The organism is Mesorhizobium sp. L-8-10 (assembly GCF_016756635.1).
In the GTDB taxonomy this organism is placed as follows: domain Bacteria; phylum Pseudomonadota; class Alphaproteobacteria; order Rhizobiales; family Rhizobiaceae.
Genome location: NZ_AP023263.1, coordinates 3,589,798 through 3,613,684, shown reverse-complemented (window position 1 = coordinate 3,613,684; position 23,887 = coordinate 3,589,798). Strand labels below are relative to the sequence as shown.

The following is a 23,887-nucleotide window of genomic DNA, read 5'->3' as shown; positions in this document are numbered from 1 at the left end:
CTGAGGCTTCGCGCCAAGGGCGGCCCTGAACGCTGCTGACAGGCCGGCGGCGGGCTTGGAAGCCCGGTGGATTCGCGCGGCGCGATAACCTGGACTTCAGCGGAAGAAACGGGTTCAGACGGGGCGACCGGGCCCTTCGGGAGATTGGCATGCATCGCGTGATTCCTTCGAGAACGGAAAAGACTTTCCGGCAGGAATCGGTGTGATGCTGACTGTCAGGAAGTGTGTCGAACCGAAACCGCCGTCAGGCAAGGCGCCCGTTGAAAAGGGCAGCCACTGCGCTACGCATCCGGAAGATTTCCATCGCTGCCTCCATCGGTTCGAGTTGACACTGGCGGCTATGTAGACGATTTCGCCTGAAATGGCCATGCCCTCGGCGCGGTTTTCCCAACCTGGCGGCGACCCTGTTGCCATTCCGCAACCCATAAGGACATCGCGCCCGTGACCGGCGGTTTTCGCATCGCGCTCTATCAGCCCGACATCGCAGGCAACACCGGCACGATCCTGAGGATGGGCGCCTGCCTCGGCATCGCAATCGACATCATCGAGCCTGCCGGCTTCGCCCTTTCCGACCGCGCCCTCAAGCGCGCCGGAATGGACTATCTCGAAATGACGACGCTTGTCAGGCATCTCGACTTTGCGCGCTTCGAGCAGTGGCGGCGCGCGGAAGGCCGCCGGCTGGTGCTTTTCTCGACGAAAGCCGACTTGCCCTACACCGAATTCGAGTTTGCCGACGGCGACATCCTGCTGTTCGGCCGCGAATCCGCCGGCGTGCCGGACCATGTCCATGACAGCGCCGATGCGCGACTGCTCATTCCGATGCGCGGCGGAGGCCGCAGCCTCAATCTCGCCGTCGCGGCTGCCATGGCCGCGGGCGAGGCGATGCGCCGAATCGGCTGACGCTGTTCCCGGCCGGCGTTGCCAACTGGTGAAGAGATGGAAGCGCAGCACAATGCCGTTCCCGAGCCGCGTGCGCCCCGCAAGTCCTGCCCAACCACGCATGAAGAACTCCTTCGCTTGCCTTCGAAGGAAGCCTTGCTAAAACCTCATGTTAAGTTGAGGTCAGGCGGAATCTGCCATGGCACGGGAATTGACGGTTGGCGAGGTCGCAGCGCGCAGCGGCGTCACCGTTTCGGCGCTCCATTTCTATGAGACGAGGGGGCTGATCGCGAGCAACCGCACGGCAGGCAATCAGCGGCGCTACGCGCGCGACGTACTGCGCCGCGTAGCCATCATCAAGGTCGCACAGGAGGTCGGCATCCCGCTCGCCGATATTGCCGCCGCCTTCGCATCGCTGCCGGAGGGCCGGACGCCGACACGCGGCGATTGGGGTCGGCTTTCCAGGCAATGGCGCGACGATCTCGATCGCCGCATCGCCCGGCTTCAGGGGTTGCGCGACGGGCTGACCGACTGCATCGGCTGCGGCTGCATGTCGATCGACCGCTGCCCGCTTCGCAATCCTCACGACCGGCTGGCGGCCGAGGGGCCGGGAGCGCGGCGGCTGGTTCGGTAAGGGTGGCTGTCGCCGCCTCAATCCGCTGCCGGCAGCCTCCGCATCGTGAACTCGATGACGTCGCCCGGTCGCTCGGACCAGCTTTCGATCTCGGTCCAGTAGGCCTGTTTCGGCCAGCGGTCGAACCATTCGCGCGCCTTGTCCCGCGCGGCGGAACGCGGCAACACGAAGGTCTCGCGCAGGAAACCGTCACGCGGCAGCCGCGTCTTTTCCGCGCGGGAGCGGTCAAGACGCTTCTTCAGCCCGTCTAGCGATGGTCTCCTGGGGGCGCCCAACAAAGAACTCCTTGACCCGATCCTTCAAGAGGATAGGGATCGCGGCCGGAAAAGACGAGTCTTTTGGCGCGCCGCCGCGTTCCGACGCGTGCCGACGCCAGCATCTGCAAGGAAAGATATGGAACGGCCCGAAATTCCGGCAGGGCTGCCGGCCGACATCGAAGACAAGAAGATACGGGCCAGGGCCTGGTTCGAAGAGTTGCGCGATCGCATCTGTTCCACATTCGAGACGCTGGAAGACGAGGTGGCGGGCCCCCTCGCCTCATGGTCGCCGGGGCGTTTCGAAAGAACCCCCTGGCAGCGCGAGGAAGGCAAGGGCGGCGGAGGCATCATGTCGATGATGCACGGCCGCGTCTTCGAGAAGGTCGGCGTCCACACTTCCACCGTCGATGGCGAGTTCTCCCCGGAGTTTCGCAAGCAGATGCCGGGCGCAGAGGAGGATCCGCGCTTCTGGGCGAGCGGCATCTCGCTCATCGCGCATCCATGGAACCCCAATGTGCCCGCCGTACACATGAACACGCGCATGGTGGCGACCTCGCGCTGGTGGTTCGGCGGCGGGGCCGACCTGACGCCCGTTCTCGACCGGCGGCGCGTCCAGACGGACCAGGATACGATCGACTTCCACCGGTCGATGCAGTTCGCATGCCAGAAGAACCCGGCCGTCGCCGACTACGAGAAGTTCAAGGCATGGTGCGACGAATATTTCTTCCTGCCGCATCGCAACGAGCCGCGCGGTATCGGCGGCATCTTCTTCGACTGGCAGCATTCGCCGCAGGACAAGGGCGGCTGGGACGCCGACCTTCGCTTCGCGCAGGATGTCGGCCGCTCCTTTCTCGTGGTTTATCAGCACCTCGTGCGCAAGAACTTCAACCAGAACTGGACCGACGCCGAGCGCGAGGAGCAACTGATCCGGCGGGGCCGCTATGTCGAGTTCAACCTGCTCTATGATCGCGGCACGATCTTCGGGCTGAAGACCGGCGGCAATGTCAATTCGATCCTGTCGAGCCTGCCGCCGGAAGTGCGCTGGCCGTAAGCCGAGAGTAAAGCGAGCCTCAGGACGGCTGGCGGCGGGCTCTCGCCGCCGGTAAGCTGCCCTGGCGCTCATCGCCAACGGCGCCGGATGCCGGACACGCGACATGGTCGTGGTCCGGCCTGCGGTGCACGCAATTCATTGGGAAAAGAACACGTGACGAGTTTCACCGGAACGGTCCCGGCACTGGCCGGAGCATTGGAAGCGCGTGGCTTCACCACGCTGACTTCGGTCCAGGCGGCGGTGCTCGCACCCGAAACCGAGGGCGCGGACCTGCTCGTCTCGGCTCAGACGGGCTCCGGCAAGACCGTCGCCTTCGGCATGGCGATCGCGCCTACGCTGCTCGGCGAAGCAGCCCAATTCGAAAGCGCCGGCGCCCCCCTCGCGCTGATCATCGCGCCGACGCGCGAGTTGGCGATCCAGGTCCGCCGCGAGCTCGAATGGCTCTACAGCGACACCGGCGCCCGCCTCGGTTCCTGCGTCGGCGGCATGGACATGCGCCAGGAAAGGCGCGCGCTCGAGCAAGGCGCCCATATCGTCGTCGGCACGCCCGGCCGCCTGCGCGACCACATCACGCGCGGCTCGCTCGACATATCGGAAATTCGCGCCGTGGTCCTCGACGAGGCCGACGAGATGCTGGACCTGGGCTTCCGGGAGGACCTCGAATTCATCCTGGCCGCGGCCCCGGCCGAGCGCCGCACGCTGCTGTTCTCGGCCACCGTTCCCAAGCCGATCGCCGCACTTGCAAAGCAATTCCAGCGCGATGCGCTGCGCGTCACGGTCTCCAGCGACGGCGGCCAGCACGACGACATCGAGTACCGCACGATGCCTGTCGCGCCCACCGAGCGAGAGAACGCCGTCGTCAACACGCTGCTGTTCTTCGACGCGCAGAATACGATCGTTTTCTGCTCGACCCGCGAAGCGGTCCGGCATCTGTCCAGCCGCCTCGCCAATCGCGGCTTCTCGGTCGTTTCGCTGTCGGGCGAATTGAGTCAGGCCGAACGCAGCAATGCTCTGCAGGCGATGCGGGACGGCCGGGCGCGCATCTGCGTTGCGACCGACGTCGCCGCGCGCGGCATCGACCTGCCCAATCTCGACCTCGTCGTCCATGCCGACCTGCCGACGAGCCCCGAGACCCTTCTACACCGGAGCGGACGCACCGGCCGTGCGGGCCGGAAGGGCATCTGCGTGCTGATCGTCCCGTTCCATCGGCGCGGCAGCGCCGCCCGCCTGCTGAAACTCGCGAAGCTCGAGGCAACGACCGAGCGGGCGCCGACGGCGGCCGAGATCGACGCGCGGATCCGTGAACGCATCCTCGCCGATCCGGCCCTCGATGCCGCGCCGGGCGAGGAAGAGGCGGATATGGTTCGGGAGCTTCTGGCCGCCTACGGCCCGGAGCGGATCGCCGCCGCCTGGCTGCGCCAGCAACTCGCATCGCGCCCCGCGGCGGAAGAACTGTCCGAAGGCCCGCCTTCCACCTTCGATCCTTCCAGGGGCGAGCGGCCCGACAAGCGCTTCACCGACGGCGTATGGTTCTCCGTCTCGGTCGGGCGCAAGCACCGCGCGGAGCCGCGCTGGCTCCTGCCACTGATCTGCAAGGCCGGACGCGTGACCAAGCGCGAGATCGGCTCGATCCGTATCCTCGATACGGAATCGCGTTTCGAGATCATCGCCGACAAGGCCGACGATTTCGCCAAGGCGGTCAAGCAGCATGGCACCGGCGAGAAGGGCGTCGTCATCCAGCGGGCCGAAGGCGGTGGCCCTGACGAGGCCGGCGGAATGCCTGGCAGGAAACCGCACCGCAAGGGAGCCTATCGTGCGAAATCCGGCATGCAGTCCGAAGGCCGGCGGGAGAAGCATTGGGACAAGCAGGCGAAGCCGAAGAAGCGGCCTGCGAAATCCTGATTCTGTCGAAGGAGTGAAGAATATCGCTGCGCGCCTCGCACCGGCCAGGGAAACCGAATCGGCAGAAGCAACCAAAATCCGAAACAGGTGTTATAATGATCCCGTAGCATCGGCATGTGCTGCGGGAGGATCGCTTGCGGCACATCGAGTACCGGTTCGATCGAGTGAGAAGAGGAGACACGCCATGAAGGAATTTCAATGCGGCTCGTTGGTGCCCGGCTGCGACTGGCACACCCGTCATGAGGAAGAGGCCGAGATCATGCGCCGTGTCGTCGAGCACCTTCGCGAGACCCATGGCGAGACCGTGATCCGGGAGACGATGATCGAGGCTATTCGCTCGCGCATCGAAAAGGTCCGCGACGCGGCCTGAATACGCCGACGTATCCGGCGCGGTCGTCGCCGGAGCGGCCGCGCCGATGGTGTCGTCGCTCGTGTTGTCGCGTGGAATCCGCCTTGCCGGTGCCCGGGTTCAAGCGCAACAGCGAAACGGCTGATCACAGAAGCTCGGCTGCGCGGGCGAGCAGCGCCGCGCGGTCGGACTTGAAGCCCGCTTCGATCCACTCCCGTTCCAGTTCGAGGAGCATGGTGCCCAGAGCCGGTCCCGATTGCACGCCGAGCGCCAGCAGATCGCTGCCCTTCAGCGGGAATTTCGGCTTCTCCCATTTGCCCGCGAAGCCGAGCAGGCGAGAGTAGCCGCCCGCCTCGACCAGCGCCTTGTCGTCCTGCAGGGCTCGCCAGCGCGCGGCAGCGAAGTCCAGGCGCAGCCTGTCGAGGAAACCTTGCTTGTCGCCGCGATAGAGCATCCTGGCGAGCACGCGCTCGCTCGACGACGGCTCCACCCCGGGCGTCGACGCCCAGGCGACGAGCCGCTCGGTTTCCGCCCTGGATAGTTTCAGCCGCGCCGCAAGACCGGCCGCACGGCCGGCGTCCGGCGGCAGCAGCGCCTCCAGCCGCAGCAGGGCATCGGGCGCCCAGCCGAGATCGGCGCCCGTCTTGACCAGGCCATGAATGGCGTCGATGCCCCATTTCTCCCCTTCCGGCAGCACCTTGCCGAGCACGCCGGACTGGCGCATCCACAACAGCGCGCGCGACGGATCCGGTGCGCCGAGCAGCTTCTTCATCTCCATCCAGACGCGCTCGGCCGAAAGCTGGTCGAGGCCGCCCTTCAGCCGTGCGCAGGCTTTCAGCCCGTCGGCGTCGGGCCGCCCGGTCCCGTACCAGGCGAAGAAGCGAAAGAAGCGCAGGATGCGCAGATAGTCCTCGCGGATGCGGGTTTCGGCGTCGCCGATGAAGCGAAGCGTGCGGCTTTCTATGTCGGCGACGCCCCCGACGAGGTCGATCACCCTGCCCTCGGCATCAGCGAACAGCGCATTGATGGTGAAGTCGCGCCGCTCGGCATCCTTCTTCCAGTCGCGCCCGAAGGTCACCTTGGCGCGGCGCCCGTCGGTTTCGATATCGGCCCGCAACGTCGTTACCTCGAAGGGCCGGCCGCCCGCGACGACGGTGATCGTGCCGTGCTCCGCTCCGGTGGGCACGGCCTTGAAGCCCGCGGCCTCGGCGCGCCGGGTCGTCTCGCCGGGTGTCGTCGTGGTTGCGATATCGATGTCGCTTACGGCCTCGCCGAGCAAAGTGTTGCGCACCGCGCCGCCCGCGACCCGTGCCTCCTCGCCACCTTGGCAGAGCACGCCGAGAAGCCGTTGCAGGTGCCCATCGGCCAGCCAGTCGGCCCTGTCCGCGATCGAGACTGCGGCGCTCATGCGTAGAGCCTTTCATAGAGCGTGCGGATGATCCCGGCCGTCACGCCCCATATGTTCCGCCCGTCATAGGGCATGGTGTAGAAGAAGCGCTCCTTGTTCTGCCAGACGCGGCTGTCGCGCGTGTGATTGGCCGGGTCCATCAGGAAGGACAGGGGAACTTCGAAGGCGTCGTCCACCTCGTCCGCGTTGATGTGGAGCCGGAAGCCCGGGCGGACCACGGAAAGCACCGGAGCGATGCGATAGCCGCTGCCCGAAACATAGTCCGGCATCCTGCCGATGATGTCGATGAAATGCCTGTCGAGGCCGATCTCCTCCTCGGTCTCACGCAGCGCCGCGTCTTCGGGCGAGGGATCGGTCGCGTCGATGCGCCCACCTGGAAAGGCGATCTGGCCGGAATGGCTCCTGAGCTTCTCGGCTCGCTTGGTCAGCAACACGGTGGCCCGGTCGCCGTGGTCGACGACCGGAATGAGGACCGCGGCATCACGCAGCGTGTCGCGCACGAACAGCGGCGCCGAGCCGGGGTTCCAGCGATGGTCGCCGTAGTCGGCGCCGGCATGCGGGCCTCGCTCCTGCGCGGCACGCATGCGGAAATCCCGGGTCGAAAAGGGCCTGGCGATTGCGTCCATGATCAGGCGCTCAGCTCTCGCAGCTTCTCAGCCGGCATGATCGGATAGATCCTGCCCCTGGAGCGCACCGCGAACATCAGCCGGCCGTCCACGGCGATCTCCTCCCCATGGCCGACGAGTTCGTACATGACCGGCCGGGCGACCAGCGCCTCGAGCCGGCCGCGTACCAGCACATAAGGCTTCAGCCCGCCGGTCGCGTCCTCGTCCACGAAGCGCAGCGGATGGTCGGGACCTGCCTCGACCACGTCGCCGACATTGGTCCGGAAGGTGATGACCTGATCGTCGCCGGCACCCGAGACGTTCATCTCGACGGCGACGAAGGGCGCATCGACCACCCGGATGCCGACCCTCTCGACAGGGGTGACAAGATAGGTCCTGCCGTCGGCATCCTTCCTCAGCACGGTCGAGAAGAGCTGGACCAGCGGCATGCGACCGATCGGCGTACCGAGATAGAACCAGGTTCCGTCTGCCCGGATTTCCATGTCGAGATCGCCGCAGAAGTCGGGATTCCAGCGTTCGACGGGAGGCAGTCCCTTGCCGGCGCGCGCCGCACGCGAAATCAGCGCCTCGAGGCCCTTGGTGTCGCCTGCGCCGGTCAAGCTCTCGTTACAAACGTTCGGTTCTGCTGTCATGGTCACGAAATAGTCACTGTTGTTGCGCTTGTCAGCCTTGATGAGAGATTTAAGTTCATCCGCTAGACGCCGCCAAGGTGCGAGTCGACGGACCGTTCCGCCATCTGGGGCCGGTGTTCTGGTGGAGCAGAGGGACCGACCCGCATGAGCGTCTTGATCAAGGAAACAGCGATCGCCGAACAGGACATGATCGCCGAGGCCGAGCGTGCTTTGGCCGACATCTCCAAGGTTCGCGACGGTGTCGGCCGTGTGATCTTCGGGCAGGAAAGCGTGATCGAGCGCGCGCTTGTCGCGTTGCTCGCCGGCGGACATGCGTTGCTGATGGGTGTGCCCGGCCTGGCCAAGACAAAACTGGTCGAGACGCTCGGCGTGGTGCTCGGGCTCGATTCCCGCCGCATCCAGTTCACGCCGGACCTGATGCCGTCGGACATTCTCGGCTCCGAGGTGCTCGAGCAGGACGAGAACGGCAGGCGCTCCTTCCGCTTCATCCCCGGCCCCATCTTCGCGCAGCTGCTGATGGCCGACGAGATCAACCGCGCAAGCCCGCGCACCCAGTCGGCGCTGCTGCAATCGATGCAGGAATACCATGTGACGGTGGCTGGCGCCCGCCACGACCTGCCCTCTCCCTTCCATGTGCTCGCCACGCAGAACCCGCTGGAACAGGAAGGCACCTACCCGCTGCCCGAGGCGCAACTCGATCGTTTCCTGATGCAGATCGACATCCTCTATCCCGACATCGAGGCGGAGCGCCGCATCCTGCTGGAGACCACGGGCGTCGAGGACGCCACGCCGCAGAACGTACTCGACCCGGCCAGGCTCAAGGCGATCCAGCTCCTGATCCGGCGCATGCCTGTGCCGGAAAGCGTGGTCGAGGCGATCCTGGCCCTGGTGCGCTCGGCGCGTCCGGGACAAGGCAATGCCGACACGGACAAGCATGTCGCCTGGGGTCCCGGGCCGCGCGCCAGTCAGGCGCTGACGCTCTGCGCCCGCGCCCGAGCGCTCTATGAGGGGCGTCTGGCGCCATCGGTTGACGACGTGCGCGCACTCGCCGAGCCGGTGCTTCAGCACCGCATGGCCCTGACCTTCGCGGCACGAGCCGAGGGCATGAATGTGCGCGACGTGATCGCCCGGCTGGTCAAGGCGCAAGGCTGAGCATGGCGCGGGTCGGCGAAGCAACCGCCCCCGTCGCGACGCGGGACGCGCTTGCCCGTGGTCGTACGCGTGCATCGCTGGTGCCCGATCTCCTTGTCGAGGCGCGCCGCATCGTCAACACCGTCATCGCCGGATGGCACGGTCGTCGCAAGCGCGGCATCGGCGAGAATTTCTGGCAGTTCCGTCCCTATGTCGAAGGCGAGGCGATCGCCCGCATCGACTGGCGCCGCTCGGCCCGGGACGACCATACCTATGTGCGCGACCGTGAATGGGAGGCGGCCCATACGGTCTGGCTGTGGGCCGACCCGTCGCCTTCGATGCTCTACAAATCGGCGGGCGCCGGGGTTTCCAAGGAATCGCGCGCCCTGGTGCTGATCCTCGCCATGGCCGAGCTGCTGTCGCGCAGCGGCGAGCGCATCGCATGGCCGGGCCTCAGCGATCCCTTCACCGCCCGCAACGGCGCCGAGCGGCTGGCGGCACTTCTCTCCCAGACGGCAGTGCTTCCCGCCCGGCCCGATCTCGGCACGATCCGCCGCTTCAGCGACATCGTGATCGCCAGCGATTTCCTCGACCCTGTCGAGGAGACCATGGTCTGGCTCGACGTGCTGGCGCGCCATGGCGTGCGCGCCCATCTGGTCGAGATCGCCGATCCGGCGGAAGAAACCTTCCCCTATGCCGGCCGCACCGAATTCACCGACCCTGAGACCGGTGAGAAACTGACCGCCGGCCGCGCCGAAAGATTCGGCGAGGAGTACCGCCTGCTTTATGCCGCGCGCCGGGAGGAGCTCGCCGGCTGGTGCAGGCGGCTCGGCTGGAGCTACACCGTCAACCACACCGACCGGCTGGCCTCCGACGCACTGGTGCGGCTCCATATGGCGATGACCGCCGACGGAGGTTACGCCACCGGAGTTCGCGCATGAGCTGGCTGCCGCTCTCCTTCGGCGCGCCGATGGTCCTTTGGGGCCTGCTCGCGCTGCCGGTGATCTGGTGGCTGCTGCGGCTGACGCCGCCCAGGCCGCAGGCGGAGATCTTTCCGCCGCTAAAGATCCTGGCACGCGTGCTCAAAAAGGAGGAGACACCCCACCAGAGCCCATGGTGGCTGACGCTTCTGCGCCTCCTGATGGCCGCGCTTGTCGTGCTGGCGCTTGCCGACCCGGTCTTCAACCCGCGCGAAAAGCTCCCCGCGAGCGGCCCCGCGCTGGCTCTCGTCATCGACAATGGCTGGGCGGCCGCCCCCGACTGGGACAAGCGGGTCGCAACCGCCGACCGCCTGATCGCCGATGCCGGCGGCAATGGCGACCCGGTGATTCTGGCCTTCACCGCCGAACGTCCCAATGCCGATATCGGTCCCTTCGACGCGCAAGCCGCGCGCGATCGTCTCCGCGCGGCAGCGCCTCGGCCCGTTCCCGTGGACCGCCCGGCCGTCTATGCGCGCGTCGCGGCCGTCCTGCGGGAACTGCCGGGTGCCAGCGTCGCGGTACTTTCCGACGGCCTGTCGGCGCCTGGCGACGAGCAGGCATTCCAGGGGCTTCTCGGCCACGACCCGGCGAGCCTGCTCTGGGGCGCGCCGGACAGGCTCGGAATGGTCGGCCTCACCGCCGCCGCCAACGAGGTCGACGGCTTCACGCTGACCGCCATCCGCGCGTCCGGCGACGCGGGACCACGGCAGGTGACATCGGGCGCCTTCGACGACAAGGGACGGCGCATCGCGGACGCGGCAATCATCTTCCGTCCGGGCGAGACGACAGCCACCGGCCGGATGACCGTTCCGTTCGAACTGCGCAACGATTTCGCGGCCGTCGCCATAGACGGCGAGCCACAGGCAGGCGCCGTGCGCGTGCTCGACGACAGCTCCAAGCGACGGCGCGTCGGACTTTTGTCGCAGGCCGAAGCGGACCAGGCACAGCCGCTTCTGTCGCCGCTCTATTACATCCGTCGCGCGCTGCAGCCTTTCGCCGACCTGATCGAGCCCACGAGCGCGGACCTCGCCGATGCGATCCCGCAATTGCTGGAGCAGAAGCCGGCCATGATCGTGATGGCCGATGTCGGTACGATCCCCGCAGGGGCGCGCGTGCAACTGGTCGACTGGGTGAAGGGCGGCGGCACGCTGGTCCGCTTCGCCGGATCGCGGCTCGCCGCGGCGGAGAATGACGAGGATCTGCTGCCGGTGCGACTGCGCCTCGGCGAACGCTCGCTCGGGGGCGCCTTGTCCTGGACCACGCCCCAGCCTGTCGCCGAATTTCCGCCGACCGGCCCTTTTGCCGACCTCTCTGCGCCGAGCGAGGTAACGGTGAGCCGCCAGATCCTGGCGGAGCCCACTCCCGACATTGTCGAGCGCACCTGGGCCAGTCTCGCCGACGGCACGCCGCTGGTTACCGGCGACCGTCGCGAGAAAGGCACCATCGTGCTCTTTCACGTGACCCCGGAAGCGACCTGGTCGAACCTGCCGATATCGGGCAGCTTCGTCGACATGCTGCGCCGCGTGGTGCAGCTTTCGCGCAACCAGGGGTCCGTCACGGCGGCGAGCGGGGAAGCTGCCGTGTCTCTGCCACCCTTCAGGATGATAGCCGCGGACGGCAGGCTGGTGCCGCCGACATCGGACGCCAAGCCGCTGCTTGCCGGTCCGGCTCCAGCCAGGGTGACGATCGAGAACCCCCCCGGCCTCTATGGCAGCGAAGAGGGCGTCGTCGCGCACAATCTGCTCGGCCCGGGCGCCGCCTTCGTGCCGATCGTTCGTCCCCAGGTCCCCGCGCCGGTGACGGAGCTGCGTTATGCCTTCGACGAATCGCGGGACATGAAGGGTCCGCTGATGGCGGCGGCACTTCTCCTGATGGTCCTCGATACGCTTGCCGTGCTCTGGATGGGAGGCATCCTCACCCGCCGTCCGAAACGGGCCGCCCGGACGGGCGCCTCGGCCGCGGCAACGCTGCTTGCGGCCTGTCTGGCGCTCGGCGGCGTCGACCATGCCCACGCCGACGACAGCAAGCCGAACGACATCGCGTCCATCGACGCTGTGTCGGTTACGCGGCTCGCCTATGTGCTCACCGGGGATCCCTCGGTCGACTCGACAAGCCGCGCCGGCCTTGCCGGTCTCACCCGCTTCCTGATCGAGAAGACGGCGCTGGAGCCGGGCGACCCGGCGGGCGTCGACATCTCCCGGGATGAGCTCGCCTTCTATCCGCTCCTCTATTGGCCGATCGACCCAGACGCCGCCATGCCCTCGGAAGCGACGATCGCGCGCATAGACGCCTACATGCAGCAGGGCGGCACCGTGCTGTTCGACACCCGCGACCAGTTCGCCTCGGGCCTCGACGGATCGGCGAGCCCCGCGACGCAGCGGCTGCGCGACATATTGGGCAATCTCAACGTCCCGCCGCTCGAGCCTGTCCCGCAGGATCACGTGCTGACGAAGTCGTTCTTCATCCTGCCCGAGTTCCCAGGCCGCTTCAACGGCAGCCCGCTTTGGGTGGAGGCTTCGTTCAACGCCAGCAACACCGAGAACCGGCCGGTGCGAACCGGCGACGGCGTGTCGCCGATAATGATCACTGCCAATGATTTCGCGGGCGCCTGGGCCATCGACGAGAACGGCGATCCGCTGCTGCCGACGGTGCCGGCCGACCCCATGCAGCGCATCTATGCGCTACGGGCAGGGGTCAACATCATGATGTACATGCTGACGGGCAACTACAAATCCGATCAGGTGCACGTTCCCGTGCTTCTCGAAAGGCTGGGGCAGTAGCATGAACTGGTCTCTCGCCGCCGAGCCGCTGCTGCCGCTGCCATGGCTCCTCGCCGTTCTGGCGCCCATCGCGCTGCTCGGACTGGTCGGCCTTTGGTATCGGCAGCGTGGCGCGCTGCTCCGACTTGCCGCGCTGGCCGCGCTCGCCGCGGCGCTCGTCAATCCCGTGCTGCTCGACGAGGAGCGCGAACCGCTCAAAAGCGTGGTGGCGCTGGTCGTCGACCGCAGCCAGAGCCAGGACATCGGCCAGCGCAACGCGCAGGCGGACGCCGCCGTGGCCGGGCTGCAGGAGCGGCTCGCCCGTTTCAAGCAGTTCGAGGTGCGCGTGGTCGAGGCCGGCAAGGCCGCCGCGGCCGAGGAGCGCACCGAGACTCGGCTCTTCGCCACGCTGGAGAGCGCGCTCCGTGACGTGCCGCCCTCACGTATAGGCGGCGCGGTGATGATCACCGACGGCCAGGTGCACGACGTGCCGGAGCCGGGCACGGGCGTGAACGCGCCGATCCATGCGCTGGTCACCGGGCAAGAGGGAGAATGGGACCGGCGGATCCGCCTGGAGAAGGCGCCGCGCTTCGGCATCGTCGGCAAGCCGCTCGAACTGACCTATCGCGTGATCGACAGCAGGGGCGAGCCCGGCACGGCTGAAGTGCGCGTCTCGATCAATGGCGAGCCGGTGTCGGTCGAGCACGCGGCGGTAGGCCGCGAAATGCCGCTCACCATCACCGTTCCGGGAGCCGGCCGCAACATCGTGGAATTGTCGATCGACGGCGCACCGGGCGAACTGACCGACGTCAACAACCGGGCGATCGCCCTGGTCGACGGCATACGCGAGAATCTGCGCGTGCTGCTGGTCTCCGGCGAGCCGCATGCCGGCGAACGAACCTGGCGCAACCTGCTCAAATCGGACGCGTCGGTCGATCTCGTCCATTTCACCATCCTGCGGCCGCCGGAGAAACAGGACGGCACGCCGATCAACGAGCTGTCTCTGATCGCCTTCCCGACCCGCGAACTGTTCGTCGAGAAGATCAACGACTTCGACCTGATCATCTTCGACCGCTACCAGCACCGCGACGTGCTGCCGATCCTCTATTACGACTACATCGCCGAATATGTCGAAAAGGGCGGCGCCCTCTTGATCGCCGCCGGTCCCGAATATGCCGGCGAGCAGTCGATCGCCCGCACGCCTCTGATCGCGGCCCTTCCGGGGTTGCCGACTGGCGACGTCGTCGAACAGGGTTTTTATCCCCGGCTGACCGACCTTGGAAAACGTCATCCCGTGACCCGGGGCCTCGAAGGTTCGGCGAGCGAGCCGCCGCTTTGGAGCCGATGGTTCCGCTTGATCGGCATCGATCAGCCGCAGGGCGAGACCGTCATGAAAGGTCCGGACGACAGGCCGCTGCTCATCCTGAACCGCAGGGGCGAAGGCCGCGTCGGCATGTTCCTGTCCGATCAGGGCTGGCTGTGGGCACGGGGTTTCGAAGGCGGCGGTCCCCATGTTCAGCTCTACAGGCGGATCGCCCATTGGCTGATGAAGGAGCCGGAGCTGGAGGAAGAGCGGCTGACCGCCAACGGTCGCGGCATGACGCTCGACATCAGCCGGCAGAGCATGAGCGACGATCCGGGCCAGGCGCGGGTGATAACGCCGTCGGGCAAGACGCTGGATGTGCCGCTGGCCGCCTCGACGCCAGGCCTCTTCACCGGCAGCGCCGAGACCGACGAGATCGGCCTCTACCAGATCGGCAATGGCGATCTCTCGACACTGGCGCATGTCGGACCGGTGAATGCCCCTGAATTCGCCGACATGGTGTCCACCGAAGACGCGCTGCGTCCCTTCGCCGAAGCCGTCGGCGCCGGCGTGCGGCGGCTCAATACCGGTTCAGGCACCAGCCTGCCCAACATCGTGCCCGTCAGGGGTGGAGAAGCGGCCGGCCGCGACTGGATCGGGTTCCGGACAACCGATGACAGCATCCTGAAGTCGGTCAGCCGGGTACCCCTCTTCGCCGACTTCTTCGGTCTCGGCCTCCTGCTGCTCGCACTCGGCGCCATGTGGTATCGCGAGGGGCGGTAAAGCGCTGTACCCGCCCCAAGCGTCCTTTGAGCAGGATCGGGGCTCTACGCCACTACTTTCATCTGGTCTTCGTGGTCGACCATGCCGGTCAGCGCGGCGACCGCGCCGGGCTGGATCTCGACCGCGAGCAGCCTGCCCAGATCCACCGGCCGCGGCATGGAAATCTGCCCCCGGGGTATGCGCTTGAAGCCGAGCGGACCGTAATAAGGCTCGTCGCCGACGAGCATGACGGCGGGAGCGCCCCACGCTTCGGCCGCCTCCAGCGCAATCTTCACCAGACGGCGGCCGATGCCGATGTTCTTGTAGGCCGGTTTCACCGCGAGCGGTCCCAGCATCAGCGCCCTGCCCTCTCCGGCCGCCACGCGCGTCATACGCACCGAGGCGATCACGGCCCCGTCATGCACGGCGACGAAAGAGAGTGCGCGCTCATGCGGGCCGCGTTCGCGGATCTTGTGGGCCGCGCGCACAAAACGTCCGGGCCCGAAGGCTTCCTCGTTGATGGCTTCGATTTCGAGGTCATGAGCCGGGGCTTCCGGCAGATACGTCACGTCGTCGGCAGTCATGGTCTTCTCGTCCGGTCGATCACGAATTGGATTGCCGCAAGGCGCGGCTATATGGTCAGCGGCTTAAGCGCTGGCGCCAATTCGTCGTCGTTCGATCCGGATCATGAAGAGAGGTGACATGGTGAGCCCCGCTAGCATCATTTTTTGACAACGTCCATGGGGTTACGCGAAACAAAATGCATCCGGGCATTTGACGCTCCGTCCACAGACAGGCATTGGCCTGTCGCGACGCGCTCCCTAAATCAGGCGGGAAGACGGAGAAGGACGAGACGATGGGACTGCTGGTCGACGGGAAATGGCATGACGTCTGGTACTCGACGAAGGAGACCGGCGGGAAATTCGAGCGCTCGCAATCGCAGTTCCGCAACTGGGTGACCCGTGACGGCACACCGGGACCGAGCGGCAGAGGCGGCTTCACGGCGGAGCCCGGTCGATATCATCTCTATGTCTCGCTCGCCTGCCCCTGGGCCCATCGCACGCTGATCCTGCGTAGATTGAAGAAGCTGGAGGAGATCATCTCCGTCTCAGTCGTCCATCACTTCCTCGGCAAGGATGGCTGGACCTTCCTTGCCGAGGACGGCGGAACAGGAGACCATCTCTACAGCCTGCCGTTCCTGCGCGACATCTATACCAGGGCCGACCCGCATTATTCGGGGCGGGTCACCGTGCCCGTGCTGTGGGACAAGAAACTGGGGACGATCGTCTCCAACGAATCGGCCGAGATCATCCGCATGCTGAACTCGGCGTTCGACGCCTGGGGCGACGCCGCAGTCGATTTTTATCCCGAAGCCCTGCGCGGCGAAATCGATGCCCTGAACGAGATGATCTATCCAGCCGTCAACAACGGCGTCTACCGGGCAGGCTTCGCGACCACCCAGGAAGCTTACGAAGAAGCCCATGACGAGTTGTTCGCCGCGCTCGACATGCTGGAGGAGCGCTTGTCGCGCCGGCGCTACCTGACCGGCGAACGGATCACCGAGGCCGACTGGCGCCTGTTCACCACCCTGGCGCGCTTCGACCCGGTCTATGTCGGCCACTTCAAATGCAATCTGCGCCGCATCGCCGACTATCCGAACCTGTCGAATTATCTGCGCGACCTCTACCAGGTGCCGGGCGTCGCCGGGACGGTAGACATCGAGCAGATCAAGAAGCACTATTACGGCAGCCACGAAACGATCAATCCGACCCGGATCATCCCCAAGGGCCCCGCAATCGACTATTCGGCGCCGCATGATCGAGCCCGGTTCAGAAAGGCTGCCTAAGCAGACATTCCTTGGCAAGCCAACGAATGGTTTGCTTAGGCCTTTGTTTTGTCGCAGATTCTTGTCGGAAAACCGTGGCACACTTTTCCGGAATCTGCTTAGTCGCAGCCGGCTCACCAGTACTTCGACACCTCTGCGCCTTCGAACACTTCCCGGATCCGGCGCAGCGTCGCAGGGGTGGTGGTATCAGGGAGGGCGTCGAGGGGAAAGAAGCGGGCCTCGGCGATCTCGGCATCGGGCAAACGTGGGCTTGTCTGCCGGAAGGCCGAGACCAGATAGAAGGCGACGTGATCACGCCGGCTGGAGCGGGCATTGAAATGGAGCGAACGGATCAGCGGCGGTCCCAGCAGTTCTATATTTCCCTCCTCCGAAAGCTCACGTACCAGCGCCTCCTCCGCCGTCTCGCCGACCTCGACGCCGCCGCCCGGCAATTGCCAGCCGGGCACATAGGTGTGACGGATCAGGAAGACCGAATTGGAGGCGGCGTCGTGGACGAGTCCGCGCGTCCCGAGAGTCATCGGCCGCCTCAACACAAAATAGAGATGGAAAAGCCTTGCCCTCAGGCCGGGCCAGCCGGTCTGGCGGAAGCGCGCCTCGTCGTCGTCCCCGCTCATGCGCCAGGCAGCCGGTTCAACTCCGACCGGTCCTGCTCTAAAGAGGAGCGATGTTCAGGCTTGCGCATCTTTCCGACGTCCATCTGGGGCCGCTACCCGATGTAGAATATCACCAGCTGGTCTCCAAGAGAGCGCTGGGCTATGTCAACTGGCACCGCAACCGCCGCCGCTTCCTCCACGACAGCGTGATCGATTCGATCGTAGCCGACATGAAGGCGGCCGAGCCCGACCACATCGCCGTCACCGGCGACCTCGTCAACCTGGCGCTCGACATCGAGATCGACATGGCGCGGCAGTGGCTGACCACACTCGGAGATCCGGAGCACGTCTCCGTGGTTCCCGGCAACCACGACGCCTATGTGCCTGGTGCGCTTGACAAGGTTTGCCGAGCCTGGGGACCCTGGATGACCGGCGACGGCGAGGCCATTCCGGCCGATCGGCGGGCTTTTCCCTATATGCGGGTGCGTGGCGACGTGGCATTGATCGGCGTCAGTTCGGCGCGCGCGACGGCACCGTTCATGGCCAACGGATTCTTCGGCGAGGGTCAGGCGCACAGGCTGGCCAAGCTGCTCGACCATGCGGCCGGACGCGGCCTGTTCCGCGTCGTCATGATCCATCACCCCCCGCTCAGGGGCGCGGTCTCCCAGTACAAGCGCCTTTTCGGCATCCGCCGGTTCCAGAACGTCATCCGCCGACACGGTGCCGAACTGGTGCTGCACGGCCATTCCCACCTGCCCTCAACCGGAGCGATCGTCGGGCCGGGCGAGCGTGAGGTACCGGTCATCGGCGTGGCCGCGGCGGGCCAGGCTCCAGGCGGCATCCATCCGGCCGCGCAGTTCAATATTCTCGAAATATCGGGCAAACCGGAGAGATGGTCGGTCAGGCTTGTCCGGCGCGGCTTGACCGGGATGGCCCTGCCCCCCTCGGAACTGTCGGCGGTCGATCTCTATCCCGCCCCGCATGAGGCGACCGAATCGGTCGGTCTCACCGAAAACTGAGCTTCGCTCAAAAGTCTGGCCAGAACGCCGCGAGCCTGTCCCTGAACAGAAGGGCGGCAACGACCAGACCGGCCAGGATGCCCGCGAGCACTGCGAGGAGACCCGAGCCGAAGCCCACGCGTTTCGAGCTCCCGGGCGCAGCTTCCGGCGCGACGCCGGTTTCGTCGGAAGCCGCGACGAGTACCGGCTCGACGCCGCCTTCCATCATGCGCTGGCGTTCGACCAAACGCTCCGCGATATAATGCGTGACCTTGTCCGCGACGGGCTTCATGTCGGTCGATTCGGCGAGCACGACCCGGCCGAGCCGCGTATCCCTCACGAAGCGATAGGTGCGGCGGTCACGCCCCATGGCGACATGGCTGACCGCGTCGATCCACAGCCGCGGCTGCAAGCCCGAGGAGATCACGAAATCGAAGGTCTCGACGTCGGCCGGCACGTCGGCGAAGACCGGATGCAGTTCCGCGGCGAGCAGTTCGAGCCGCGTGCGCTGAGCCTCCCGCATTTCGACGACGACGTCTTCGCAATCGGCGGCTGCGTTCTTCACCTCGCGGATGGCGTCGGAGAGCCTCCGCCCTTTGTCGGCGACTGTCGCCTTTTCGCCTGCTTCACTCATTCGCCCCAACCTCGCGGCTGATCTGGTGAAGGGTTAACATAGTGTTTCTCGCACCGGACGGAAAGCTCCGCTGGAGCCCTGCGCGTCCATTCGCCCTCTGCCACTTCGAAGCTGCGCATCGTGCTTTCCGATGCGACAGCCCGCAGCGCCGACGTGAGGGCGATCCGCCGCGGCCGGATCTCGACGTTCAGCGAAGCTGACGACGGATCAGCTCGGTGACGAGATCGGGAGCCTCCTCGATCAGCATATGCCCGGCGCCGGGAAGCCGGTGCAGGGCAAAAAGCGGCGGCAGGTCATTGGTCTGGTGGAACGGCAGTACGGGATCGAGCGCGCCCCAGGCGACCGCCACAGGCATGGTCAGGCCGGCAAGCGCGTCGCGCGGTATCGCCCCTTGCCTTCCGCGCCCGGCGATGATGCCGGCGATCTCGATCAGCTTCTCGATCTGCCCGGGGATAGCCCGCATCGCTGCGGCGGCATGCACCGAGGCCTCGGACGTGCTGCCCTCGAAGCCGCACATGGCGTCGAGGGCGTCCCGCAGCTCGGCCTCGCTGCGCGCAGAGGCGAGATGGAACAGCAGGCGCCGGTTGATCTCCGGACCGAAGCCGCCGGGCGCGAAGAGGCAGAGCGATGCGACCCGCGCCGGCTCCGCCAGGGCAACCAGGGTAGAGATCGCGCCGCCCATGGAATGTCCCGCCAGATGAGCACGCTCTATGCCCCGCCGCGACAGGTCTTCCAGCACGGCGCGCACCGCGGCCTTGACGGGCCCGGCGCCAGGCCAGCCGAGCGATGCGGCGTGTCCGGGCAGGTCGTAGGCGATCACACGCGCCTGGGCCGCCAGCCTGTCCTGCACCTCGGCCCATACCCGATGCGTGCCGGCGAAGCCGTGAAGCAGAACGACCGTCTCGGCGCCCGTGCCAGCTTCCCGCGCGAAAAGCTGATCCATGTGCATCTCCCCCGCCAAACCACGCATGTCATTGTCCCGAAAGTGTGGCGACTTCGGAAAGGGGCATGCGCCATGGACTATCTCTGGCCGGTTCAGTTCGCGCTGTCCAGACCCGCCGAGCGTAGCGCCTCGATCAGCTTTTCCGTCATATTCGCCGGATAGTTCGCCTTCTCGAACGCCGCACGCGGGTTCTTCGCGAAATCGGGATAGTTCTCGGCGAGTTCCTGGCGCATCGCTGCGACCTGCGCCACCTGGCCCGATTGCTGCGCGACGATGATACGTGCGGCCAGATAGTGCGATTTCCTGGTCGACAGGAGCACCTCGGTGGCACGCGCTGCCCGTTCCATATCGCCCAGCATGAACTCGCCGAGGAACAGCGCATAGTCCCACCAGCTCGGATGCGAGCTCGACGCTTCCACCGCCCGCTTCATGATCGGGCCACCGGTCGCGTAGTCGCCGGAGAAGATCAGCGCGTAGCCATAGGCCGCAGCCATGCTCAGATCGTAGGTGTTGAGTTCATAGGCCTTGCGCATCCAACGGATCGATTCGGCCGCATTGCCGCTGCGGCCGTTGAGGTAACCATAGGCGCGGTGCGCATAGGGGCTGGTCGGGCCAGCGAGCACGCCGCGATAGGCGAGGTCCATGCCCCTTTCGAGCGTTGCCTCGGGCGGATAGCCGTATCCGTCAGTGATCGTTTCCAGTTCGAGCGCCGCCATCTCAGAATAGATCAGGGGCGATTTGACGCCCTCGTCGAGCAGCCGTTTGAAGCAATCGAACGCGCCGCGGTGGCGAGCCGGCGTCTGGTCGAGATAGTAGTCGTCGTTGAGCAAAAGGCACTCGGTGAGGCCGGACTGCAGTCTCTTCTGCTCGATGAAGCCGTAGATGACGCCCGACACGGGCACGGCCGCGCTCATCATGTCGGCAATCTGATCGTCGAGCTCCTCGCGACCGCTGGTGGAGGGCGAGAACTGGCGGGACATCAGGACGGTGCCGCTGGCTGCATGCTGAAGCTCCACGACGACCGATCCGCCTGACGGCAGCGAGACCAGGCTGAAGATGAAATCCATGGATTCATCCGCCCTGCCGCCGGCGGCGCCATGGTCCCGCGCGATCAAGTCGATCGTATCGAAGCCTGACAACGCCGATCGGAGCGTCAGGGCCAGCTTGATCGCCTCCGGGTCCGAGGTGTTTGCCGAAATATGCGCGGATGGCAGGGTCTCCGGCGGATAGGCGGCCGTTATGCTGGCCGTCGACAAAGGGCTTTCGGGCGTAGCAGACCCAGTTTCCACGGGAACATGCAACGGCAGTGCCATGCGCACAACCACGAAGCCAAGCATGGCAATGACGGCGCCCATCGCCATCCAGAACAAACGGACCTGTTTGGCCAGTTGCGGCGAAAGCGCCGGAACCGGGAATGTCGGCTGATCGTGGACGGGTTCGAGCGGCGGCACAGCCGACGCCGCCTCCGGCTCGGCGGCCACCGGACCCGGGGCGGGCGACGCATCCGCCGGCCCGGTCTCGTTCGACAGCGGCCCCGCCTGAGCAGCTATGTAGCGATAGGCCGGGACATAGCTGCCGCGCGGGATGATCACACGCAACGGATCGCCCGCACCCTCCGACGCGTAGTACTGTTCGAGGAGGTCGCGCAGGCGGCCGGCCTGCACGCGCACGACCGCATCGGTCGACGGATCGAACTCCGCATCCTTGCCGAACACGTCGACGGCGATGGTGAAACCCTTGAGGCGTTCGGCCTCGCCGGCCTGCTCGCGATCGATCAGGTAACGCAGAAGGTCTCTGGCGCGTTCGGAACGTCCGAAGGTCTCGCTGCGAAGCACTCGCTCCAGCGTCTCGCGCACTGCGGGGGCGGCAGGCGTATCATATCGCAAGCGTCGGAACCTCGATATCCGCGCGGAAATAGGAGACGATCATAGCTTGACTACCAGATGGGATACAACCAAGACCGCCCGCTAAATCAGCGGGCGGCCCGGAAAACGTGTAGGAAGCTGGGGGAAAGGCGGCGCGTCGGCCCGAATATCAGGATCGATTTTCGGAAAGCACGATGCGCAAGCTATCATTGGCAGGGCTTCCTTCGCACGTCTGAAAGGACGCGCGGCGCACTGGAGCATTTCCGCTTTTCTTCGAATCGCCGAAATGCTCCAACTCTTTGCCGCTACGCAATTCCGGGCGCTAAACCGCTGCGCACTCTTGCTGGAATTGCCCTAGCGAAGGACGCGGTTGGCGGCCGAAACAACGGCCTCGAGCGAGGCCGCGACGATGTTGGTGTTGATACCCGCACCGAACAGCCGCCCGCCGGGATGCTCTACCTCCATATAGCAGATCGCCGCCGCATTCGAACCGCGCTGGATCGAGTGTTCGGAATAGTCGAACACCGACAGGGGAATCCCGATGTGGCGCGACAGCGCGTCGACGAAACCGTCGACCGGTCCCGTTCCCGATCCGGTCACGACCGTCTCGACGCCATTGTCGATGATCTTCGCCTCGATGATCCGCAGTCCCCTGCGCTCCGTATCCGGGAAGGTCTGGTGGTCTACGAACTTCAGCCGCGCGTCGGGCTGCTCGACATATTGCTCGACGAATCGTTCATGGATGCGCTTGGCCGGCACTTCCTTGCCCTCAGCGTCGGTGATCTGCTGGATGTCCTGGCTGAACTCGACCTGCAGGTTGCGCGGCAGGTTGAGACCGTAGTCGGCCTGCAGCACATAGGCGATGCCGCCCTTCCCCGACTGCGAGTTGATACGGATGATCGCCTCGTAGCTGCGGCCGACATCCTGCGGGTCGATCGGCAGATAGGGCACTTCCCATACCGACGTGTTGGCCTTCTTCAGAGCCTTCATGCCCTTGTTGATGGCGTCCTGGTGCGAACCGGAAAAGGCCGTATAGACCAGTTCGCCGACATAGGGGTGGCGCTCCGGAATCCGCAACTGGTTCGAATATTCGTAGACGTCCTTCATCCGGTTGATGTCGGAACAGTCGAGATCGGGGTCCACGCCCTGCGTGTACATGTTGAGCGCCAGTGTCACGATGTCGACATTGCCGGTACGCTCGCCATTGCCGAACAGGGTGCCCTCGACGCGGTCGGCGCCGGCCATCAGGCCCAGTTCGGTCGTCGCGATGCCCGTGCCGCGGTCGTTGTGCGGATGCAGCGAGATGATCAGGTTCTCGCGATTGTCGAGATGGCGGATCATCCATTCGATGCGGTCGGCATAGATGTTGGGCGTCGACATCTCGACAGTCGACGGCAGGTTGACGATGAGCTTGTTGTCCGGGGTGGGCTTCACGATCTCGGTGACCGCGTTGCAGATCTCCAGCGCCACTTCGAGCTCGGTGCCGGTGAAGCTCTCCGGCGAATATTGGAAGCGGTAGCCGCCGCCGGCCCTGGCCGCCATGTCGGTGATCATCTTGGCCGCGTCGGTGGCGATCGCCTTGATACCGGCCACGTCCTTCTCGAACACGACCCGGCGCTGCAACTCGCTGGTCGAATTGTAGAAATGCACGATGGGGGTCTTGGCGCCCTCGAGCGCCTCGAAGGTGCGGGTGATCAGTTCGGGACGACATTGCACCAGCACCTGCAGGTCGACGTCGTCGGGCACGTTGCCCTGTTCGATGCACCAGCGGGCGAAGTCGAAGTCGGTCTGGGAAGCCGAAGGGAAGCCGACCTCGATCTCCTTGAAGCCCATGTCGAGCAACAGGGCGAACATGCGCGCCTTGCGCTCGTGCCCCATCGGATCGATCAATGCCTGGTTGCCGTCGCGCAGATCGACGGAGCACCAGATCGGCGCCTTCCCGATGACCTTGTCGGGCCAAGTGCGGTCGGTGAGACCGACCTTGGGATAGGGCTGGTACTTGATTGCCGCCTGCGTCATGCGGCCCGCGGCGCGGATTTCGCTTCGTTCGTTCATCGTCTCGTCTCCGGGCGGCTCGCCTGACACTCGGCCTTCGGCTGGAGCGTCGCCTCTATCAGGATTCGTGCTTTGTGTCGTGGATGCAAGGAGCACAGACCGGCATCGATCGCCGGGTGCTCCTCGTCAACGAGCCCGGCGATCGCCGATAAGGCCGAGAAGAAGAAGCGTAGCGGAAAGGGCGCGCAGGGTCTCGCCCGCGAAGGCGGACGAACGGGAAGCCGAATTGGTCGGGCGCGTCTTCATGGGCGGCTTCTTACAGGAGCACGCCCAATGAGGC

General features: G+C 65.9%; 21 protein-coding genes. 11 read left to right on the top strand and 10 right to left on the bottom strand.

What is annotated here, in order from left to right; genetic code table 11:
- The first annotated feature begins 441 nt into the window (after positions 1–441).
- A complete protein-coding gene (locus JN280_RS16740) occupies positions 442–900 on the top strand; it encodes a tRNA (cytidine(34)-2'-O)-methyltransferase (protein ID WP_202313669.1) in 459 nt (152 codons plus the stop codon).
- A gap of 178 nt (positions 901–1,078) precedes the next feature.
- Complete coding sequence (gene soxR, locus JN280_RS16735; protein ID WP_202313667.1) at positions 1,079–1,513, top strand: redox-sensitive transcriptional activator SoxR; 435 nt, start codon at positions 1,079–1,081, stop codon at positions 1,511–1,513.
- A 17-nt stretch (positions 1,514–1,530) separates the two neighbouring features.
- Here the strand turns inward: soxR and JN280_RS16730 are convergent, their stop codons facing one another.
- Positions 1,531–1,788 carry a hypothetical protein gene (locus JN280_RS16730; RefSeq protein ID WP_202313665.1) on the bottom strand — a complete coding sequence of 86 codons (258 nt, stop codon included), beginning with the start codon at positions 1,786–1,788 and terminating at the stop codon, positions 1,531–1,533.
- A 118-nt stretch (positions 1,789–1,906) separates the two neighbouring features.
- On the opposite strand from JN280_RS16730, the gene hemF reads away from it, so the two are divergent.
- The 3 genes from hemF to JN280_RS16715 all read left to right on the top strand — a co-directional run bounded on the left by hemF (position 1,907) and on the right by JN280_RS16715 (position 5,093).
- Entirely contained in the window at positions 1,907–2,821 is a 915-nt protein-coding gene (gene hemF, locus JN280_RS16725) for an oxygen-dependent coproporphyrinogen oxidase (protein WP_202313663.1), read from the top strand.
- A 153-nt stretch (positions 2,822–2,974) separates the two neighbouring features.
- Positions 2,975–4,723 (top strand): DEAD/DEAH box helicase, encoded by a 1,749-nt coding sequence (locus JN280_RS16720; protein WP_244743359.1) that lies wholly within the window; start codon positions 2,975–2,977, stop codon positions 4,721–4,723.
- 184 nt (positions 4,724–4,907) lie between these two features.
- Positions 4,908–5,093: a DUF1059 domain-containing protein gene (locus JN280_RS16715; protein WP_202313661.1), complete on the top strand. Its 186-nt coding sequence runs from the start codon at positions 4,908–4,910 to the stop codon at positions 5,091–5,093.
- A gap of 124 nt (positions 5,094–5,217) precedes the next feature.
- Here JN280_RS16715 and JN280_RS16710 read toward each other — a convergent pair whose 3' ends face one another.
- From JN280_RS16710 to JN280_RS16700, 3 genes are read right to left on the bottom strand one after another with little or no spacing between them, the layout of a single operon-like run.
- Complete coding sequence (locus tag JN280_RS16710; protein ID WP_202313660.1) at positions 5,218–6,480, bottom strand: CCA tRNA nucleotidyltransferase; 1,263 nt, start codon at positions 6,478–6,480, stop codon at positions 5,218–5,220.
- Positions 6,477–7,106 (bottom strand): CoA pyrophosphatase, encoded by a 630-nt coding sequence (locus JN280_RS16705; RefSeq protein ID WP_202313659.1) that lies wholly within the window; start codon positions 7,104–7,106, stop codon positions 6,477–6,479. Before JN280_RS16705 ends, JN280_RS16710 begins: the two co-directional genes overlap by 4 nt.
- A gap of 2 nt (positions 7,107–7,108) precedes the next feature.
- Positions 7,109–7,738 (bottom strand): DUF1285 domain-containing protein, encoded by a 630-nt coding sequence (locus JN280_RS16700; protein ID WP_202314806.1) that lies wholly within the window; start codon positions 7,736–7,738, stop codon positions 7,109–7,111.
- A 144-nt stretch (positions 7,739–7,882) separates the two neighbouring features.
- Here JN280_RS16700 and JN280_RS16695 point away from each other — a divergent pair, with 144 nt between their 5' ends.
- The 4 genes from JN280_RS16695 to JN280_RS16680 are packed head-to-tail and all read left to right on the top strand — an operon-like array spanning position 7,883 to position 14,694.
- The gene (locus JN280_RS16695; protein WP_202313658.1) at positions 7,883–8,890 is read left to right on the top strand and encodes an AAA family ATPase; all 1,008 of its coding nucleotides are present in this window, start codon (positions 7,883–7,885) and stop codon (positions 8,888–8,890) included.
- 2 nt (positions 8,891–8,892) lie between these two features.
- Positions 8,893–9,810 carry a DUF58 domain-containing protein gene (locus JN280_RS16690; RefSeq protein ID WP_202313657.1) on the top strand — a complete coding sequence of 306 codons (918 nt, stop codon included), beginning with the start codon at positions 8,893–8,895 and terminating at the stop codon, positions 9,808–9,810.
- Positions 9,807–12,629, top strand: coding sequence for a DUF4159 domain-containing protein (locus JN280_RS16685; protein WP_202313656.1), 2,823 nt, complete (start codon positions 9,807–9,809; stop codon positions 12,627–12,629). The genes JN280_RS16690 and JN280_RS16685 overlap by 4 nt, the downstream gene beginning before the upstream one ends.
- 1 nt (position 12,630) lies before the next feature.
- Complete coding sequence (locus JN280_RS16680; RefSeq protein ID WP_202313655.1) at positions 12,631–14,694, top strand: hypothetical protein; 2,064 nt, start codon at positions 12,631–12,633, stop codon at positions 14,692–14,694.
- 44 nt (positions 14,695–14,738) lie between these two features.
- Here JN280_RS16680 and JN280_RS16675 read toward each other — a convergent pair whose 3' ends face one another.
- Complete coding sequence (locus JN280_RS16675; RefSeq protein ID WP_202313653.1) at positions 14,739–15,257, bottom strand: GNAT family N-acetyltransferase; 519 nt, start codon at positions 15,255–15,257, stop codon at positions 14,739–14,741.
- 272 nt (positions 15,258–15,529) lie between these two features.
- On the opposite strand from JN280_RS16675, the gene JN280_RS16670 reads away from it, so the two are divergent.
- Positions 15,530–16,519, top strand: coding sequence for a glutathione S-transferase family protein (locus JN280_RS16670; protein ID WP_202313651.1), 990 nt, complete (start codon positions 15,530–15,532; stop codon positions 16,517–16,519).
- A 113-nt stretch (positions 16,520–16,632) separates the two neighbouring features.
- On the opposite strand, the gene JN280_RS16665 is transcribed toward JN280_RS16670, so the two are convergent.
- Positions 16,633–17,133, bottom strand: a complete 501-nt coding sequence (locus tag JN280_RS16665) for an NUDIX domain-containing protein (RefSeq protein WP_202313649.1) — start codon at positions 17,131–17,133, stop codon at positions 16,633–16,635.
- 50 nt (positions 17,134–17,183) lie between these two features.
- On the opposite strand from JN280_RS16665, the gene JN280_RS16660 reads away from it, so the two are divergent.
- Positions 17,184–18,131, top strand: coding sequence for a metallophosphoesterase family protein (locus tag JN280_RS16660; protein WP_202313647.1), 948 nt, complete (start codon positions 17,184–17,186; stop codon positions 18,129–18,131).
- Between the two features lie 7 nt (positions 18,132–18,138).
- Here JN280_RS16660 and JN280_RS16655 read toward each other — a convergent pair whose 3' ends face one another.
- From JN280_RS16655 to leuA, 4 genes are all read right to left on the bottom strand, one after another.
- Positions 18,139–18,744, bottom strand: a complete 606-nt coding sequence (locus JN280_RS16655; protein WP_202313645.1) for a hypothetical protein — start codon at positions 18,742–18,744, stop codon at positions 18,139–18,141.
- A 187-nt stretch (positions 18,745–18,931) separates the two neighbouring features.
- Positions 18,932–19,687 carry an alpha/beta fold hydrolase gene (locus tag JN280_RS16650; protein ID WP_202313643.1) on the bottom strand — a complete coding sequence of 252 codons (756 nt, stop codon included), beginning with the start codon at positions 19,685–19,687 and terminating at the stop codon, positions 18,932–18,934.
- 92 nt (positions 19,688–19,779) lie between these two features.
- Entirely contained in the window at positions 19,780–21,573 is a 1,794-nt protein-coding gene (locus JN280_RS16645) for a tetratricopeptide repeat protein (RefSeq protein WP_202313641.1), read from the bottom strand.
- A 333-nt stretch (positions 21,574–21,906) separates the two neighbouring features.
- A complete protein-coding gene (gene leuA, locus JN280_RS16640; protein WP_244743357.1) occupies positions 21,907–23,607 on the bottom strand; it encodes a 2-isopropylmalate synthase in 1,701 nt (566 codons plus the stop codon).
- Positions 23,608–23,887: the final 280 nt, after the last annotated feature.